The organism is Brucella sp. NBRC 14130 (assembly GCF_040371715.1).
Classification (GTDB): Bacteria; Pseudomonadota; Alphaproteobacteria; order Rhizobiales; family Rhizobiaceae; genus Brucella; species Brucella intermedia.
Genome location: NZ_BAABTE010000003.1, coordinates 41,699 through 58,736, shown reverse-complemented (window position 1 = coordinate 58,736; position 17,038 = coordinate 41,699). Strand labels below are relative to the sequence as shown.

Sequence of the window (17,038 nt, the reverse complement as noted above, 5' to 3'; positions counted from 1 at the left end):
CGGCTGATACCGGACGAAACAAACAGAAGAACAGGGGTTTAAAGCCGTGATCAAATCGGAACTCGTTCAGATTATCGCCAGCCGCAATCCGCATCTCTTCCAGCGCGATGTCGAAAACATCGTCGGCGCGGTATTCGACGAGATCACAAACGCCCTTGCCGAAGGCAATCGCGTGGAGCTGCGCGGCTTTGGCGCATTTTCCGTGAAAAACCGCCCTGCCCGCAGTGGGCGCAATCCGCGTACCGGCGAAACGGTGGATGTGGAAGAAAAGTGGGTTCCCTTCTTCAAGACCGGCAAGGAACTGCGCGACCGTCTGAACGGCGCAGTCTGATAGACGCTATGGCGGCAAAACGCATCATCGCCATCATCGTTCTTGTACCGCTCGCCGTGGTTCTGATTGCGTTGTCGGTTGCCAATCGCGCGTCGGTGCAATTCACGATCGATCCGTTCAATCCGGGCAATCCGGCCCTCTCCTATCAAGCACCGCTGTTCCTGTGGCTGTTTGGAGCACTTCTCCTCGGTGTCGTCATCGGCTCCCTGGTGACCTGGTTCACGCAGGGCAAGCATCGGCGCAAGGAACGGATGTACAAGCAGGAGGCGGCCCGCCTGCTTGAACGCAGCACAGCCGCCGAAAAGCGCAATATATCGGTCGCGAATTCCTGAAACGGCCTTTATTCTCGAACCCGGAAGCAAACTTCCGGGTTTTCGACCGCTGAAATATCCTTTGTGCGCGGTTGAACGTCGTTTTCCCCTTCCACACCGGCCCTGTTTATCCTACCTAGACCCCAATCATGATGATTGGAGTTTCGGGTGAAAGCGCCAAAGGGAAAAGGCAAAAAGCCGTCGGGCGGCAAGCAGGAGCGTGGTTTCGAGCGCACAAGACACGATGTGCCACGTCCGGAAAACAAGCTTGAGAGCAGGTTTGAAGGCAAGTCCGATAAGGGCTCATCCTTCAAAAAGCCGCGTCCCCAGTTCGCCAAGGCTGCACCCAGGCCTGCGGACGACAAACCCGCCGCTCCGCTTCGCGAAATCAAGCCCTATGCCGGCGCCCGCCCTGCTGAAAAGCTCCCGCTCATCCTCGAAACGGAACCGTCACCCGATTATGCGCTTCTCGACAGCGGCAATGGGTTGAAGCTCGAGCAATACGGCCCCTATCGGATTGTCCGCCCGGAAGGTCAGGCTATCTGGCTCCCGAACCTGCCTCAGAAAGAGTGGGATCAAGCGGATGCCGTCTTCACCGGCAATACCGATGAGGAAGGCATGGGCCGCTGGGCATTTCCAAAACTGCCGCTCGGTGAAACATGGCCGATGCAGCACGACGGCATTTCCTTTCATGGCCGTTTCACCTCATTCCGCCATGTCGGCGTGTTTCCCGAACAGGCCGCGCACTGGTCGTATATGGATGGGCTTATCCGGGACGGCGTAAAGTCCGGACGCAGCGTGAAAGTGCTCAATCTTTTTGGCTATACGGGCGTCGCCTCGCTGGTGGCGGCACGGGCCGGTGCGGAAGTGACCCATGTGGACGCATCCAAGAAAGCGATCCTGTGGGCGCGGGAAAACCAGGAAATGGCCGGGCTTTCCGACAAACCGATCCGCTGGATCTGCGAAGACGCGATGAAATTCGTGGCTCGCGAGGAACGCCGCGGCAGCTTCTACGACATCATCCTGCTTGATCCGCCTGCCTATGGGCGCGGACCGAGCGGCGAGGTCTGGCAATTGTTCGAGCATCTGCCCGCAATGGTCGATACATGCCGCTCTATCCTGACGCCGAAGCCGCTTGCAGTCATCCTGACCGCCTATTCGATCCGGGCTTCCTTCTTCGCCATTCATGAGCTGATGCGCGACCGTTTCACCGGTCTTGGCGGCACGGTCGAATCGGGCGAACTTATTCTGCGTGAACGTTCCGCCGACCAGTCGAAAGGGCGCGCGCTTTCCACATCCATGTTCAGCCGCTGGGTAGCAAAATGAGCCGTGACGACGATTTCTCAAAAGGCCAACGGACCGAATATTCGAAAGTCGGACAGGTCAAGGAAGTCACCAGCCTTACCAATCCCATTGTGAAGGACCTGCGCTCGCTGGCGCTGAAAAAATTCCGCGACCAGCAGGGCGTGTTCCTCGCCGAAGGGCTGAAGCTTGTCATCGACGCGCTGGAACAGGACTGGCGCATCAAGACGCTTGTCTTTGCGAAATCCGGCAAGGGCAACAAAATGGTTGAGCAGGTTGCCGCCCGCACCTTCGCCAAGGGCGGACTGGTGCTGGAAGTGACCGAGAAGATCATGGCCGCCATTACCCGCCGCGATAATCCGCAGATGGTGGTCGGCGTCTTCGAGCAGCAGTACCGCCCGCTTGCAAGCCTCAAGCCGAAGGGCAACGACGTCTATATCGCGCTCGACCGCGTGCGTGACCCGGGCAATCTTGGCACTGTCATCCGCACCGCGGATGCGGTCGGCGCCAAGGGCGTTATTCTGATCGGCGACACGACCGATCCCTATTCGCTGGAAACCGTGCGCGCCACCATGGGCTCGGTCTTTTCCATGCCGCTCTATAAGGTGAGCGAAGCCGATTTCCTCAACTGGCGCAGAGGCGTGTCCGGTCTCGTCGTCGGCACGCACCTGAAAGGCGCGGTCGACTATCGCACCATTCCCTATGCCAACAAGCCGGTCGTGCTGATGATGGGCAATGAGCAGCAGGGCCTGCCGGACAGCCTTGCCGGAGCCTGCGACAAGCTTGCCCGCATCCCGCAGGCGGGACGTGCCGATTCTCTCAATCTTGCCATCGCCACCGGCGTGATGCTCTACGAAATCCGTCGCGACGCGCTCACGCTTGATGAAAGGGCTTCCGGATGAAGCGGCACGCTGTCTGGTCCTCACTTTTTGTCGTCATTCTCACCATATTGATCGACCAGGGCGTCAAGCATCTGGTGGAAACACGGATGGGCTACGGCCAGCAGATCGACCTTCTGCCGTTCCTCGCATTGTTCCGCACGCACAATGAAGGCATCGCCTTTTCCATGCTGGCCTGGCTGCACGACTGGGGGCTGGTCGCGATCACGGCCGCAGTTATCCTGTTCGTGCTTTATCTGTGGTGGACCAACGCTCCGGACCGCATTTTCGCGCGTTGCGGTTTTGCGCTTGTCGTCGGGGGGGCTATCGGCAATCTGATCGACCGGGTGATGCATGGCTATGTCGTGGACTATATTCTGTTCCACCTGCCGACATGGTCATTCGCCGTGTTCAATCTCGCCGACACGTTCATAACCATCGGCGCTGGACTCATCATTCTGGAAGAATTTCTCGGCTGGCGGCGCGAGCGGGCGGCCCGCTGACAAGGCAGCTTGATCGGTTTCAGCCTTTCGCATAATTTAATCTCGTGAAATTATAAGATTTTTGAAGAGGATACGGTCCATCCACTTGAATTGACACATTGGTGACATGCTTCTGTCATCCTCGCGTAGCACTGAATCTGTAATGCTTCGGCCGAACTGGACGTCGTGTCCACGCAATCTTGTCCGAACATGGATTGGAATGGTTCCTGCTGAAATATCGGTGGGAAAGCCGTTCAGGAATACGTGAATAGACAAATCAGGAGCCATCATCATGACAGTACTGCTTGGAATGGACCAGCAAATCATTGATGATACCGTCATGTCAGGCTTAGAAGCACAACAGGCGCTGTTCGCGTCCGGCGGCGATCCCATCGTTCTGGGACGCATCGGATCGCTGGAAGTACGGCTTGCCAATTCACCTGAGGCCGTGGAAGCCGCGCAGGAATTGCGCTTTCGTGTCTTCTTCGACGAAATGGGTGCGCGCCGCGAAAGCATCGAGGCTGTAGAGCTTCGCGATGCCGACCGCTTCGACGCTATTTGTGATCATCTGCTTGTTTACGATACCGCCCTGCCCGTGCCGGAACACCAACAGATTGTCGGCACCTATCGTCTGATGCGCAGCGATCAGGCCGACAAAGCGCTCGGCTTCTATTCCGCCGATGAATATGACGTGCAGCGTCTGGCCCTTTCGCGCCCCAATCTTCGTCTGCTCGAACTGGGTCGCTCCTGCGTGAAGGCGGAATATCGCTCCAAGCGCACCGTCGAGCTGCTGTGGCAAGGCGCCTGGGCCTATTGCCGACGCCACTCCATCGATGTGATGTTCGGCTGCGCCTCCTTCCACGGGGCCGTGCCTGCCGCGCATGCGCTCGGCCTGTCGTTCCTGCATCACAACTGCCGGGCCACCCCGGACTGGGACGTGCGCGCCCTGCCGCACCGCTATCAGGCCATGGACCTGATGCCGAAGGAAGCCATCAACAACAAGGTTGCACTCTTCTCGATGCCGCCGCTGGTGAAAGGCTATCTGCGCCTTGGCGCGATGATTGGGGATGGTGCGGTGATCGATGAAGCATTCGGCACCACCGATGTGTTCATCATCCTGCCGATTGAGCGCATCTCCAGCCGCTACATTACTTATTACGGCGCTGAAGCGAACAGGTTTGTTTAGTCTGTAGATATTTCCCCTCGCCCTTCGAGACGGCCCTACGGGCCTCCTCAGGATGAGGGGAAATCATCTGGATACCCCTCGCCGAAAAACTCGACGCCCTCACCCTGAGGTGCGGAGCATAGCGAAGCCTCGAAGGGCGAGGGTCCAGATCTCACGCCTTTCCGGCCAGTTCCTTCAACTTATAAATCAGGTCCAGCGCTTCGCGCGGCGTCAGTTCGTCAGGGCTGATGCCTGCCACCGCCTTTGCCAGTTCGCTGTCCTTTGCCGTTGCCTGCGGCTTCGGCTTTTCCTGCTGCAAGACGACGGAGAACAGTGGCAGATCATCGATCAGCTTGTCCGCCTTGCCGGAAGTTTCACCGGCTTCCAGCTGGTGCAGAACATCGCGCGCACGATTGACGACCGCCTCGGGCAGACCGGCAAGACGCGCGACCTGCACGCCGTAGGAACGGTCGGCAGCCCCCTTTGCCACCTCATGCAGGAAGACGACATCGTTGTCCCATTCCTTCACCCGCATGGTGACGTTGAAAAGCCGCTCCAGCTTTTCCGAAAGTGCGGTCATTTCGTGGAAATGCGTAGCAAACAGCGCACGGCAGCGGTTCTTCTCATGCAGATATTCGACCGCAGCCCAGGCAATGGAAAGCCCGTCGAAAGTCGCCGTACCGCGCCCGATCTCGTCAAGAATCACCAACGAACGCTCGCCTGCCTGATTGAGGATCGCCGCCGTTTCCACCATTTCGACCATGAAGGTTGAACGCCCGCGCGCCAGATCGTCGGAAGCGCCGACACGGCTGAACAGGCGATCCACGACACCAATCTGCGCGGAACCGGCAGGGACGAAGGAACCCATCTGTGCGAGAATGGCAATCAAAGCGTTCTGGCGCAGGAATGTCGATTTACCGCCCATGTTCGGGCCGGTCAGAAGCCAGATCGCACCGTTTCCCCCATCCGTTTGCGGGGAGAGATCGCAATCATTGGCGACGAACGGATTGGCCGCCTGCCGTCGCAGGGCCTGTTCGACCACCGGATGACGGCCAGCCACGATATTAAAGGACAGGCTGTCATCGACCTGCGGGCGGCAATAGCCCTGCTCATCCGCCAGCACGGCAAGAGCTGCTGAAACGTCGAAAACCGCGAGCGCCGATGCAGCCGCTCGGATGCTGTCGGCATGGGAAACGGCTTCCGCCGTCAGTTCCTCGAACACGGCAAGCTCGATGGACAGGGCGCGGTCTGCGGCATTGGCGATCTTGCTTTCCAGTTCCGCCAGCTCGGTCGTGGTAAAGCGCATCGCATTGGCCATGGTCTGCCGGTGGATGAAACGGCCCTTGGCTTCGTCTGTGTCCGTCATCGCCCCGGCATTGTTGGCCGTCACCTCGATGAAATAGCCAAGCACATTGTTATGCTTGATCTTGAGCGACTTGATGCCGGTCTCTTCTATATAATCAGCCTGGAGACCGGCGATTACGCGGCGTGACTGATCGCGCAAGGCCCGCATTTCATCAAGCTCGGCATTATAGCCTGCCCGCACGAAACCGCCGTCGCGTTTGAGAAGCGGCAATTCGTCGGCCAGGGCCCGGTCAAGATGCGCGGTAAAGATGGCAGGCATGGCGCTGACGGCATCGCGGGCATGTGCCAGTTCGTCCGGCAGCAACGCACTTTCCAACAGATTTGCAATCGTGTGCGCAGCCTCGAAACCTCGCGCGAGGCTGCCCAGATCGCGCGGCCCGCCGCGTCCGACCGCAAGGCGCGAAAGCGCGCGCGGCATATCCGGCACGCCTTTCAGTTCCGCACGCATGGCTTCGCAGAGCGACGGCTCGCTCAGGAACCAGGAAACGGAATCAAGCCGCAGCGCAATTTCCTTCGGATTGGTGAGCGGCGCGGTCAGGCGCTCGGCGAGAAGCCGCGCCCCGCCGCCAGTCACCGTGCGATCAACTGCCTTCAACAGGCTGCCGTCGCGGTTGCCCGACATGGTGCGGGCAAGCTCCAGGCTGGCGCGTGTGGCCGGGTCGATGAAAAGCGTACCGCCCTCATGCTCGCGTTCCGGCCGCATCAGGGGGGGACGCTCGGAAATCTGCGTCTTTTCGATATAGGCAATCGCGCCGGAAATCGCCGACAGCTCGGAGCGGCTGAACTGACCGAAGCCATCCAGCGTCGCGACGTTGAAATAGCGCTGGATACGCGCTTCCGCAGCCGCGCTGTCGAAGAGCGTCGCCGGTTGCGGCGTCACCGCCTTGCCGACCAGATCGAAGACGGGGCGCAATTCCTCATCGTGGAAGGCGCTGTCGGCTACCACCAGCTCACGCGGGTCCACCCGCATCACATCGGCGAAAAGCCGATCGGGCGTTGTTTCCGCCACGCGGAAGGTGCCGGTAGAAATATCGATCCAGGCAAGCGCCAGTGCGCCATCGCCGCGCGTGCGCCCCATCGCCATCAGGAAATTGGCTTGCGCTGGGTCCAGCAGCTTTTCCTCAGTCAGCGTGCCGGGCGTGACGAGGCGGATCACATCGCGCTTCACCACGGATTTGGAGCCGCGCTTCTTCGCTTCCGCCGGGTCTTCAACCTGCTCGCAGACTGCAACCCGGTAGCCCTTGGCGATCAGCTTTTGCAGATAATCGTCGGCGGCATGGACAGGCACGCCGCACATCGGAATATCCTCGCCCAGATGCTTGCCGCGCTTGGTAAGCGTAATGCCCAGCGCCGCAGATGCCTCCACTGCGTCATCGAAGAACAATTCGTAAAAATCGCCCATGCGATAAAAGAGCAGCGAATCGACATTCGCGGCCTTGATCTCGATATATTGCTCCATCATGGGCGTCAGGCGAACGGGCGCTGCCTCGGCGGCATCTTCTTCCGCTTCCAACATATTTTCGCTCGCCTTCGATTCCATCGGTAAACCTTCATTTATTGCCTGGCAAACAATGCCAGGGTCATAAAATTTCGTATTCCATCGTTTTTGGATGAATATCTATTCCCGCAAGCGCTGTTTACACAATGCGTGACTGGCGCTATCGAGGTTCTCCCGCAGATGAAACCGGAGGGAACATGCCAGCCTCGACGCCGAAGGGCAACACATCAGAACGCGCACCCACAGCCAGTGAGAAGGAAGCGCTAGACTTTCACGCGCAGGGTCGCCCGGGCAAGCTGGAGATCAACCCCACCAAGCCCATGACCACGCAGCGCGATCTATCGCTCGCCTATTCTCCGGGCGTTGCCGTGCCGGTGAAGGCAATCGCCGAAGACGCCGCCCGCGCCTATGACTATACGGCGAAGGGCAATCTGGTCGCCGTCATTTCGAACGGCACCGCCATTCTGGGCCTCGGCAATCTGGGCGCGCTCGCATCCAAGCCCGTCATGGAAGGCAAGGCCGTGCTGTTCAAGCGCTTTGCCGATGTCGACTCCATCGATCTTGAAGTCGACACCACCGATATCGACGCTTTCATCAATGCGGTGCGCTATCTCGGCCCCTCCTTCGGCGGCATCAATCTGGAAGATATCAAGGCGCCCGACTGCTTCATCATCGAGAGCCGCCTGCGCGAACTGATGGACATTCCGGTTTTCCATGATGACCAGCATGGAACGGCCATCATCGCCGCCGCCGGCCTCATCAATGCGCTGCATCTGACCGGCCGCGACATGAAGACGACGAAGCTCGTCTGCAATGGCGCGGGCTCAGCCGGCATCGCCTGTATCGAACTCATCAAGGCCATGGGCTTTGCTCCAGAAAACGTCATCCTGTGCGACACCAAGGGCGTCGTCTGGCAGGGCCGCGAAGAGGGCATGAACCAGTGGAAATCCGCGCATGCGGTAAAGACCGACAAGCGGTCGCTGGCGGATGCCATGAATGGCGCGGATGTGGTGTTTGGCCTTTCGGCCAAAGGCGCGTTCACGGAAGACATGGTGCGCTCCATGGCGCCGAACCCGATCATCTTCGCAATGGCCAATCCCGACCCGGAAGTGACGCCTGAAGAAGTGGCGCGCATCCGCGACGACGCCATCGTTGCGACTGGCCGTTCGGATTATCCGAACCAGGTCAACAACGTGCTTGGCTTCCCCTACATCTTCCGCGGCGCGCTCGACGTGCGTGCGACCACCATCAACGATGCGATGAAAATCGCCGCCGTCAACGCGCTGGCCGAACTTGCCCGTGAGGACGTGCCGGACGATGTTGTCGCGGCCTATCAGGGGAGCCGCCCGCGCTTCGGCCCGAACTACATCATCCCGGTGCCGTTCGATCCGCGCCTGCTTGCATCCGTCTCGGCTGCCGTCGCCAAGGCCGCGATGGAAACCGGCGTTGCCGGACGCGCCATTGCCGACATCGAAGGCTACAAGCGCGAACTGTCGGCCCGTCGCGATCCGATCGCCTCGACCCTTCGCGGCATCTATGAACGCGTGCGCCGCCAGCCGAAGCGCATCGTCTTTGCCGAAGGCGAGGAAGAACAGGTGATGCGTGCCGCCGTTTCCTACGTGAACCAGGGGCTCGGCACCGCTATTCTGGTGGGCCGCGAGGAACGGGTGCAGGATACGGCGAAGGCTGCCGGTCTCGACCTCGACCGTCCGGGCATCGAAATCATCAATGCGCGCCTGTCGAGCCGCAATGCGGCTTACGCCGACTATCTCTACGAGAAGTTACAGCGCAAGGGCTATCTGACGCGCGATTGCCACCGCCTCATCAACAATGACCGCAATCATTTTGCGGCATGCATGGTGGCGCTGGGCGATGCCGATGGCATGGTGACGGGCGTGACCCGCAATTATGCGACGGGTCTCGACGACGTGCGCCGCGTCATCGATTCCAAGCCGGGCCATCGCGTGGTTGGTGTTTCCATCGCACTCTGCCGTGGGCGCACCGTGTTCATCGCCGATACTGCGGTCCATGAAATGCCGACCGCAGCCGAGCTTGCCGATATCGCAGTAGAGGCTGCGGGCATGGCGCGCCGCATGGGTTATGTGCCGCGCGTGGCGCTCACCGCCTTCTCGACATTCGGCCATATGGGCGGCGAACGTTCCGCCCGCATTCAGGAAGCCGTCCGCATTCTTGCAACGCGCCATGTGGATTTCGAATTCGACGGCGAAATGAGTGCCGATGTGGCGCTGAACCCGAAGCTGATGGAACAATATCCGTTCATCCGCCTGTCGGGGCCGGCCAATGTGATCGTCACACCCGACAATCACTCTGCGTCGATTGCCGCCGACATGCTGCAGGAACTGGGTGGCGCAACCATCATCGGCCCTCTGCTCGTCGGCCTCGACAAGCCTGCTCAGATCGTCACCATCGGTGCGAAGGATTCCGACATCGTCAATATGGCGGCAATCACCGCCTATAATGCGACGAACTGAAAGATCAGCGAATAGTAAAACGAAGGCCGGGGTCTCCCCGGCCTTTGCTTTTGGATATTCATCATCCATAAAAGCGGCTATAGAGCGGTTCCGGTTAAAACGGAATCGTCGGAACCGCGCTAAGTATTTGTTTTGTCGCATTTGCCACACGCAAAACCGCTTCGCACTTTTGGTGGAAATGCTCTAGGATGGCCATCGTCCACTATCCTTTCCCCGCAAACCGGATCTACATGCCGCATGAGCGCACACGACCTTAAGCTGGAAGAGATCGTCAATCCCGAGACGCTGCGCCGCAAGCTCAACGAACTGGCGGATTCCACGGACGAAAACTACACCAGCCCTACCGTGCGCAAAGTGGTGCTTCAGGCCTTGAAGGACGCGTTGGTGCGTGGCCGCGCCAACGCGGAAGGCATGTTGATGAAGGACGGCGGCGGCACGCTCTGCGCCAAACGCCTTTCCTTTCTGATGGACACGCTGATCGAGGCGCTGTTCGAATTCGCCACCACCAAAGCCTATCCGATGATCAATCCATCGAAGGCGGAAAACATGGCCATCGTCGCGGTGGGCGGCTACGGGCGCGGTGGGCTGGCGCCAGGCTCGGATATCGATCTTCTGTTTCTACTGCCCTACAAGCAGACCCCGTGGGGCGAGCAGGTGGTCGAATACATGCTCTACATGCTGTGGGACATGGGACTGAAAGTCGGGCATTCCACGCGCAACATCGATGAGTGCATCCGTCTGGCGCGCGAGGACATGACGATCCGCACGGCAGTTCTCGATGCGCGGTTTCTCACCGGCAATCGTGAGCTCTTCAAATCGCTTGTTGGCCGCTTCGACGAGGAAATCGTCAAGGATACCGGGCCTGAATTCATTCAGGCCAAGCTTGCCGAGCGCGACCAGCGCCACCGCAAGGCAGGCGAAACCCGCTATCTGGTCGAGCCGAACGTCAAGGAAGGCAAGGGCGGGCAGCGCGACCTGCATACGCTGTTCTGGATCACCAAGTATTTTTACCGCGTCAAGACGAAGGAAGAGCTGGTCAAGCTCGGTGTTCTGTCGCGGGCCGAACTGAAACTGTTCAACAAGGCGGAAGATTTTCTCTGGGCGGTGCGGTGCCACATGCACTTCGCCACGCTGAAGGCAGAAGAGCGGCTTTCCTTCGACATCCAGCCGGAAATCGCCCAGCGCCTTGGCTATACGGCGCATCCCGGCCAGAACTATGTCGAACGGTTCATGAAGCATTACTTCCTCGTGGCGAAGGATGTGGGCGATCTCACCCGCATCATCAGCGCTGCGCTGGAGGAGCAGCAGGCCAAGCATGTGCCGGGCTTCAATCGCATCTTCCTCACCTTTTCACGGCGCAAGCGCAAGCTTTCCGCAGACAGCGACTTCGTTTCGGAAAATCACCGCATCAACATCGCGCGGCCCGATGTTTTCAAGGAAGACCCGGTCAATATCATCCGTCTCTTCCATCTGGCGGACAAGCACGGGCTGGAATTTCATCCAGAAGCGATGCAAAGCCTCACCCGCTCCTTGAAACTCATCAACGCCGATCTGCGCGAGAACCCCGAAGCCAACCGGCTTTTTCTCGAAGTCCTGACCTCACCGCGCAATCCCGAACTCATTCTGCGCCGCATGAACGAATCCGGCGTACTCGGAAAGTTCATTCCGGATTTCGGCAAGATCGTCGCCATGATGCAGTTCAACATGTACCACCATTATACGGTGGACGAGCATCTGCTGCGCTGCATCGCCGTGCTGTCGGAAATCGAGCATGGCGAGCTTGAAAACGAACATCCGCTTTCAAACCACCTCATCACGACGGTGAAGCGCGATCGCAACCTGCTTTATGTGGCCCTGCTCTTGCACGACATCGCCAAGGGACGACCGGAAGACCACTCGGTTGCCGGTGCGCGCATTGCCCGCAAGCTCGGTCCCCGCTTCGGTCTCAGCCCCGCCGAAACCGAAACCGTCGAATGGCTTGTGCGGGAACATCTGACCATGAGCATGGTGGCGCAATCGCGCGACCTCAATGATCGCAAGACCATCATCGACTTCGCCGATACAGTGCAGACGATGGAGCGGTTGAAACTTCTCCTGATCCTCACCGTCTGCGACATCAAGGCGGTCGGCCCCGGTGTATGGAACGGCTGGAAGGGCCAGCTTCTGCGCACGCTCTTCTACGAAACCGAGCTGGTCCTGACCGGCGGTTTCTCGGAACTGTCCCGCGCCGACCGTGACTATCAGGCGCGAGAGGCGCTGGCAGAACGGCTTTCCGACTGGCCCAAGGACAAGCGCGATGCCTATCTGGCCCTCCACTACACCAACTATTTCCTGACCGTCAGCCTCGAGGATCAGGTCCGGCACGCCCATTTCATCCGCGAAGCCGACCGCAATGAGCGGGCGCTGGCCACCATGGCGAAGCCACACACCTTCGAGGCCGTGACCGAAATCACGGTGCTGGCGCCCGACCATCCACGTCTCCTGTCGATCATCACGGGAGCCTGCGCGGCGGCAGGGGCCAACATCGTCGACGCGCAGATTTTCACCACCGGCGACGGGCGGGCGCTCGATACCATTCTCATCAGCCGTGAATTCGATACTGACGACGACGAGCGCCGCCGTGCCGAACGCGTTGGCAAGGTCATCGAGGATGTCCTGTCCGGAAAGGCGCATTTGCCCGACGTTCTGGCCAAGCGTACCAAGCCGAAGAAGGCCGCCAAGGCTTTCAAGGTGGAGCCGCGTGTCGAGATCAACAACACGTTCTCCAACAAGTTCACAGTCATCGAGGTGGAAGGCCTGGACCGCCCCGGCCTGCTTTCGGAGCTGACCGGCCTTATTTCCGACCTTTCGCTGGATATTGCTTCTGCCCATATCACCACGTTTGGCGAGAAGGTGATTGACAGTTTTTACGTAACCGACCTAGTGGGCCACAAGATTTCAAATGCCACCCGTCAGGGCAATATCAGGCGCAAGCTGCTAGGTGTGCTGGGCGCGGAAAATGGCAGCAAGACAAACGGCCGCTCGTCGCAGGCCGCAGCATAGGTTTTTCAGTAAATGAGTTTGGTCAAAAAGTTCGCCACGGTCGCGTCCGGAACGCTGATGAGCCGCATTTTCGGCTTCACCCGCGAGATGTTCATGGCGGCGGCACTCGGCACCGGTCCGGTGGCCGACGCCTTCAATGCCGCTTTCCGTTTCCCGAACACCTTTCGACGACTTTTTGCCGAAGGCGCCTTCAACTCCGCTTTCGTGCCGCTTTTTGCCAAGGAAATCGAAAAGAACGGCATGGACGGCGCGCGTCGCTTTTCCGAAGAAGTGTTCGGCGTGCTCTTTACCGTGCTCCTGTTCCTGACCATCGTGATGGAACTTTCGATGCCCTTCATCGTGCGAACCGTGATCGCGCCGGGCTTCACCGACGATCCGGTAAAGTTCGAGAACACGGTGCGCCTCGCGGTCATCATGTTCCCCTACCTCGCCTGCATGTCGCTTGCCGCGATGATGGGCGGGATGCTGAATTCGCTGCACCGTTATTTCGCGGCGGCAATAGCCCCGGTCTTTCTCAACATCATCCTGATCGGCGTCCTGGCCGTGGCCTGGTGGCGCGGCTATGATGCGCTGGCCGTGGGATATGGCCTTTCCTGGGGCGTCATGGCTGCGGGCCTGGTGCAGCTTGCCATCGTCTGGATTGCCGTGCGCAATGCAGGCATCAAGATCGGCTTCCGCCGTCCGCGCCTCACGCCCAATGTCAGGCGGCTTCTGGTGCTGGCGCTTCCTGCCGCCATCACCGGGGGCATCACACAAATCAACCTGCTCATCAACACCAATATCGCGTCGGGCATGGAAGGCGCGGTTTCCTCGCTCGTTTATGCGGACCGCATCTATCAGCTTCCACTCGGTGTCGTCGGCATCGCGGTCGCGACCGTGCTTCTGCCTGAACTGTCACGCGCATTGCGTGGCGGTCACATGAAGGAAGCGTCGAACCTGCAAAACCGTTCAGTCGAGTTCACCTTGTTCCTCACGCTGCCAGCCGCAGCCGCTCTCCTCGTCATGTCGGAGCCAATCGTGCGACTCCTGTTCGAACGCGGCAAGTTCAGTCCGGATTCCACGCTCGTCGTCTCCAATATTCTGGCAATCTATGGCCTGGGCCTGCCGGCTTTCGTGCTGATAAAGGCGTTCATTCCGGGCTTCTTCGCCCGCGAGGATACCCGCACGCCGATGATCTTCGCTGCCATTTCGGTGGCGGTGAATGTCTCGCTTGCCATCTCGCTTTTCCCCCATTTCGGGCCGACGGGCATCGCCACCGCCGAAATCGTCGCGGGGTGGGTCAATGCTGTGCTGCTTTTTGCGACACTGGTGAAGCGGGGCCATTGGGGACAGGATATTCCACTCCTCACCCGCATCCCGCGTCTTCTCGTGGCTGCCGCGATCATGGCTGTCGGCATCCATTTTGCCGTCGGCTACTTCGCCCAAGAGCTTTCCGCGGCTGCGCCGCTTCTTGTACGAGCGGGAACCGTGACCGCAATCGTCATTGCCGCAATGGTCGTTTATTTCGGCTTTGCCTTTGGTCTCGGCGGCGCCAATACCGGGATGATCCGCCGCAACATCAAGCGCGGTGCGGCAAAGAAAGCGCCTGAAAGCGAGCAATAATTCGCGCTTGAAAGGCGACTGCGTCTCTGCGAAAAGGCTAGAGTGGGATGTTTTAAGTTGAATCACCATCCCGTGTTAAGTTTTTGTTTGAGCATGATTTTATCCGAAAACCGGTTCCCACTTTTCGGAATCATGCTCTAACATTCAAAATCCCCGCTCTCCACCGGCGGGGCTAACTTTTTAGGAAACGATCATGAGCACGTTCAAACCGCTTGTTTTCTCCGGCGCCCAACCGACCGGAAATCTTCACCTCGGCAATTATCTCGGGGCAATCAAGCGGTGGGTAGACATGCAGGACACCAACGACTGCATTTATTGCGTCGTTGATATGCATGCGCTGACCATTTCACCCGATCCAGCCGAGTTGACGAACTCGACCCGGGAAGTGACCGCTGCCTATCTCGCCGCTGGCGTCGATCCGAAGAAGAGCATCGTCTTCAACCAGAGCCGCGTCATGCAGCATGCGGAGCTGGCATGGGTGTTCAACTGCGTCGCGCGCATCGGCTGGATGAGCCGCATGACCCAGTTCAAGGACAAGGCAGGCAAAGATCGCGAAAACGCTTCCCTTGGGCTGTTCGCCTATCCGAGCCTTATGGCCGCCGACATCCTGCTTTACCGCGCCACCGCCGTCCCGGTTGGCGAGGACCAGAAGCAGCATCTGGAACTGACCCGCGATATCGCGCAGAAGTTCAACAACGACTATTCCGACCGTATCGCCTCGCTTGGGGTCGGTGTGGATATGAAGGTCGGTGACGAGCAGGTCTCTGGCTTCTTCCCGCTCACCGAGCCGGTTATTTCCGGCCCGGCCATGCGGATCATGTCGCTGCGCGACGGCACCAAGAAGATGTCGAAGTCCGATCCATCGGATCTGTCGCGCATCAACCTGATCGACGACGAAGAGACCATCACCAAGAAGATCCGCAAGGCAAAGACCGACTCGGATGGCCTGCCGACGGAACTCGACGGCCTCGACGGTCGCCCGGAAGCGGATAACCTGGTTGGCATCTATGCAGCACTTTCCGCTCGATCGAAGGAAGACGTGCTCAACGAATTCGGCGGACGCCAGTTCTCCGAATTCAAGGCATCGCTTGCCGATCTGGCGGTCGCGAAACTTTCGCCGATCACCCATGAGATGCGTCGGCTGGTGGCTGACCCGGCCTACATCGACAGCGTTCTGCGCGATGGCGGCGAACGGGCCGGCGTGATCGCCGAACAGACCATGCGTCATGTCCGCGACATCGTCGGCTGGCTGCAGAACTAAAATTCCCGATTGACCAGCGGGCGGCAGCTTTTTTGCTGCCGTCCTCCCCGTTCGAAGATCGACTTTCGATCCTCAAGCTCCTGCAAATGTCAGCTTGCAGATGGCCGGTCCCGATGGCAAATTGCGGCCATGGTATCAAAACGACTTAGCCGGGAAGCCGGTCACCGCCGCAAGTTTCTTGCCGTCATCGACGAGACGCCCGAGTGCGGGCGCGCCGTTGCCTATGCCGCTCGCCGTGCAAAAAACACGGGCGGCTCGCTCATCCTGCTTTTCGTGATCGATGACTCCGATTTCCAGCAAATTCTGGGCGTCGGAGAAATCATGCGCGCAGAAGCACAGGATCGCGCGCAGGCGGCGCTGGAAAAATTCGCGGCAACCGTGCGCACGGATCAAGGGATCGAGCCGGAAATCAGCATTCGCGAGGGCGAAACCGCCGCAGAGCTGATCAGCCTCATCGAGGAAGATCAGGATATCGCCATTCTGGTTCTGGCTGCCGGTTCGGGCAAGGAAGGCCCCGGTCCCCTGGTGCAATCGCTTGCCAGCCGCTCGCAGTTCCCGATCCCGGTCACGGTCATTCCGGCAGGCATGAGCGACGATGACATTGATGCGGTGACCTGATCACCCTATATTGATGGCAACTGACACGCGCAGTGTCGGGACAGCACTTGCGTCCATATGGATCTGCGCTTACGAGAATCGTTCCAAAATCTGAAAGCGGGACAACTGGCATGTTCATCCAGACTGAAACCACGCCCAACCCGGCGACCCTGAAGTTTCTTCCCGGCAAGGTCGTCATGCCGGAAGGCACCGCCGATTTCCGCGACCCTTCCACCGCTGGCAACACGTCGCCGCTCGCAGCCAAGCTTTTTTCGGTTCCGGGCGTAACCGGTGTTTTCTTCGGCTATGATTTCATCACCGTGACGAAGGAAGACGGCGAGTGGCAACACTTGAAGCCTGCCATTCTCGGCACGATCATGGAACATTTCATGTCCGGTGCGCCTGCAATGGCAGGCAACAGTAATGCGGATGCCGCCGCTGCCCATGGCGACGAAGAATTCTTCGATGAAGCCGATGCGGAAACAGTCGAAATCATCAAGGAACTGATCGAAACCCGTGTTCGTCCAGCCGTTGCGCAGGACGGCGGCGACATCACGTTCCGTGGCTTTGAAAACGGCACCGTATTCCTGAACATGAAGGGCGCCTGCTCAGGTTGCCCGTCATCGACGGCAACGCTGAAGCACGGCATTCAGAACCTCCTGCGCCATTTCGTGCCAGAAGTGCAGCAGGTCGAACAGATTTGATCTGTTTG

General features: G+C 59.3%; 13 protein-coding genes. 12 read left to right on the top strand and 1 reads right to left on the bottom strand.

Features of this window, described 5'->3' with window-relative positions:
* The first annotated feature begins 46 nt into the window (after window positions 1-46).
* The 6 genes from ABWW28_RS06400 (at window position 47) to olsB (ending at window position 4,490) form a co-directional block, all read left to right on the top strand.
* On the top strand, window positions 47-331 hold the full coding sequence (locus ABWW28_RS06400) for an integration host factor subunit beta (RefSeq protein ID WP_004687882.1): 285 nt from the start codon (window positions 47-49) through the stop codon (window positions 329-331).
* Between the two features lie 8 nt (window positions 332-339).
* Window positions 340-663: a lipopolysaccharide assembly protein LapA domain-containing protein gene (locus ABWW28_RS06395; RefSeq protein WP_063619963.1), complete on the top strand. Its 324-nt coding sequence runs from the start codon at window positions 340-342 to the stop codon at window positions 661-663.
* Between the two features lie 147 nt (window positions 664-810).
* The gene (locus ABWW28_RS06390) at window positions 811-1,968 is read left to right on the top strand and encodes an RsmD family RNA methyltransferase (protein ID WP_063619962.1); all 1,158 of its coding nucleotides are present in this window, start codon (window positions 811-813) and stop codon (window positions 1,966-1,968) included.
* Window positions 1,965-2,846, top strand: coding sequence for a TrmH family RNA methyltransferase (locus tag ABWW28_RS06385; RefSeq protein ID WP_063619961.1), 882 nt, complete (start codon window positions 1,965-1,967; stop codon window positions 2,844-2,846). The genes ABWW28_RS06390 and ABWW28_RS06385 overlap by 4 nt, the downstream gene beginning before the upstream one ends.
* Window positions 2,843-3,325 carry a signal peptidase II gene (lspA, locus tag ABWW28_RS06380; protein ID WP_063619960.1) on the top strand — a complete coding sequence of 161 codons (483 nt, stop codon included), beginning with the start codon at window positions 2,843-2,845 and terminating at the stop codon, window positions 3,323-3,325. Before ABWW28_RS06385 ends, lspA begins: the two co-directional genes overlap by 4 nt.
* 271 nt (window positions 3,326-3,596) lie before the next feature.
* Window positions 3,597-4,490 (top strand): l-ornithine N(alpha)-acyltransferase, encoded by an 894-nt coding sequence (gene olsB / locus ABWW28_RS06375; protein WP_006465876.1) that lies wholly within the window; start codon window positions 3,597-3,599, stop codon window positions 4,488-4,490.
* A 151-nt stretch (window positions 4,491-4,641) separates the two neighbouring features.
* Here olsB and mutS read toward each other — a convergent pair whose 3' ends face one another.
* A complete protein-coding gene (gene mutS, locus ABWW28_RS06370) occupies window positions 4,642-7,374 on the bottom strand; it encodes a DNA mismatch repair protein MutS (protein WP_063619959.1) in 2,733 nt (910 codons plus the stop codon).
* A gap of 155 nt (window positions 7,375-7,529) precedes the next feature.
* Here mutS and ABWW28_RS06365 point away from each other — a divergent pair, with 155 nt between their 5' ends.
* The 6 genes from ABWW28_RS06365 (at window position 7,530) to ABWW28_RS06340 (ending at window position 17,030) form a co-directional block, all read left to right on the top strand.
* Window positions 7,530-9,824, top strand: coding sequence for an NADP-dependent malic enzyme (locus tag ABWW28_RS06365; protein ID WP_063619958.1), 2,295 nt, complete (start codon window positions 7,530-7,532; stop codon window positions 9,822-9,824).
* A gap of 237 nt (window positions 9,825-10,061) precedes the next feature.
* Window positions 10,062-12,866, top strand: coding sequence for a [protein-PII] uridylyltransferase (locus tag ABWW28_RS06360; protein ID WP_353390569.1), 2,805 nt, complete (start codon window positions 10,062-10,064; stop codon window positions 12,864-12,866).
* Between the two features lie 12 nt (window positions 12,867-12,878).
* Window positions 12,879-14,468 (top strand): murein biosynthesis integral membrane protein MurJ, encoded by a 1,590-nt coding sequence (murJ, locus tag ABWW28_RS06355; RefSeq protein ID WP_063619957.1) that lies wholly within the window; start codon window positions 12,879-12,881, stop codon window positions 14,466-14,468.
* A gap of 193 nt (window positions 14,469-14,661) precedes the next feature.
* Window positions 14,662-15,729 (top strand): tryptophan--tRNA ligase, encoded by a 1,068-nt coding sequence (gene trpS / locus ABWW28_RS06350; protein ID WP_063619956.1) that lies wholly within the window; start codon window positions 14,662-14,664, stop codon window positions 15,727-15,729.
* Window positions 15,730-15,858: 129 nt separating this feature from the next.
* Window positions 15,859-16,347, top strand: coding sequence for a universal stress protein (locus ABWW28_RS06345; RefSeq protein WP_006470912.1), 489 nt, complete (start codon window positions 15,859-15,861; stop codon window positions 16,345-16,347).
* A gap of 110 nt (window positions 16,348-16,457) precedes the next feature.
* Window positions 16,458-17,030, top strand: coding sequence for a NifU family protein (locus ABWW28_RS06340; RefSeq protein ID WP_063619955.1), 573 nt, complete (start codon window positions 16,458-16,460; stop codon window positions 17,028-17,030).
* Window positions 17,031-17,038 lie beyond the last annotated feature (8 nt).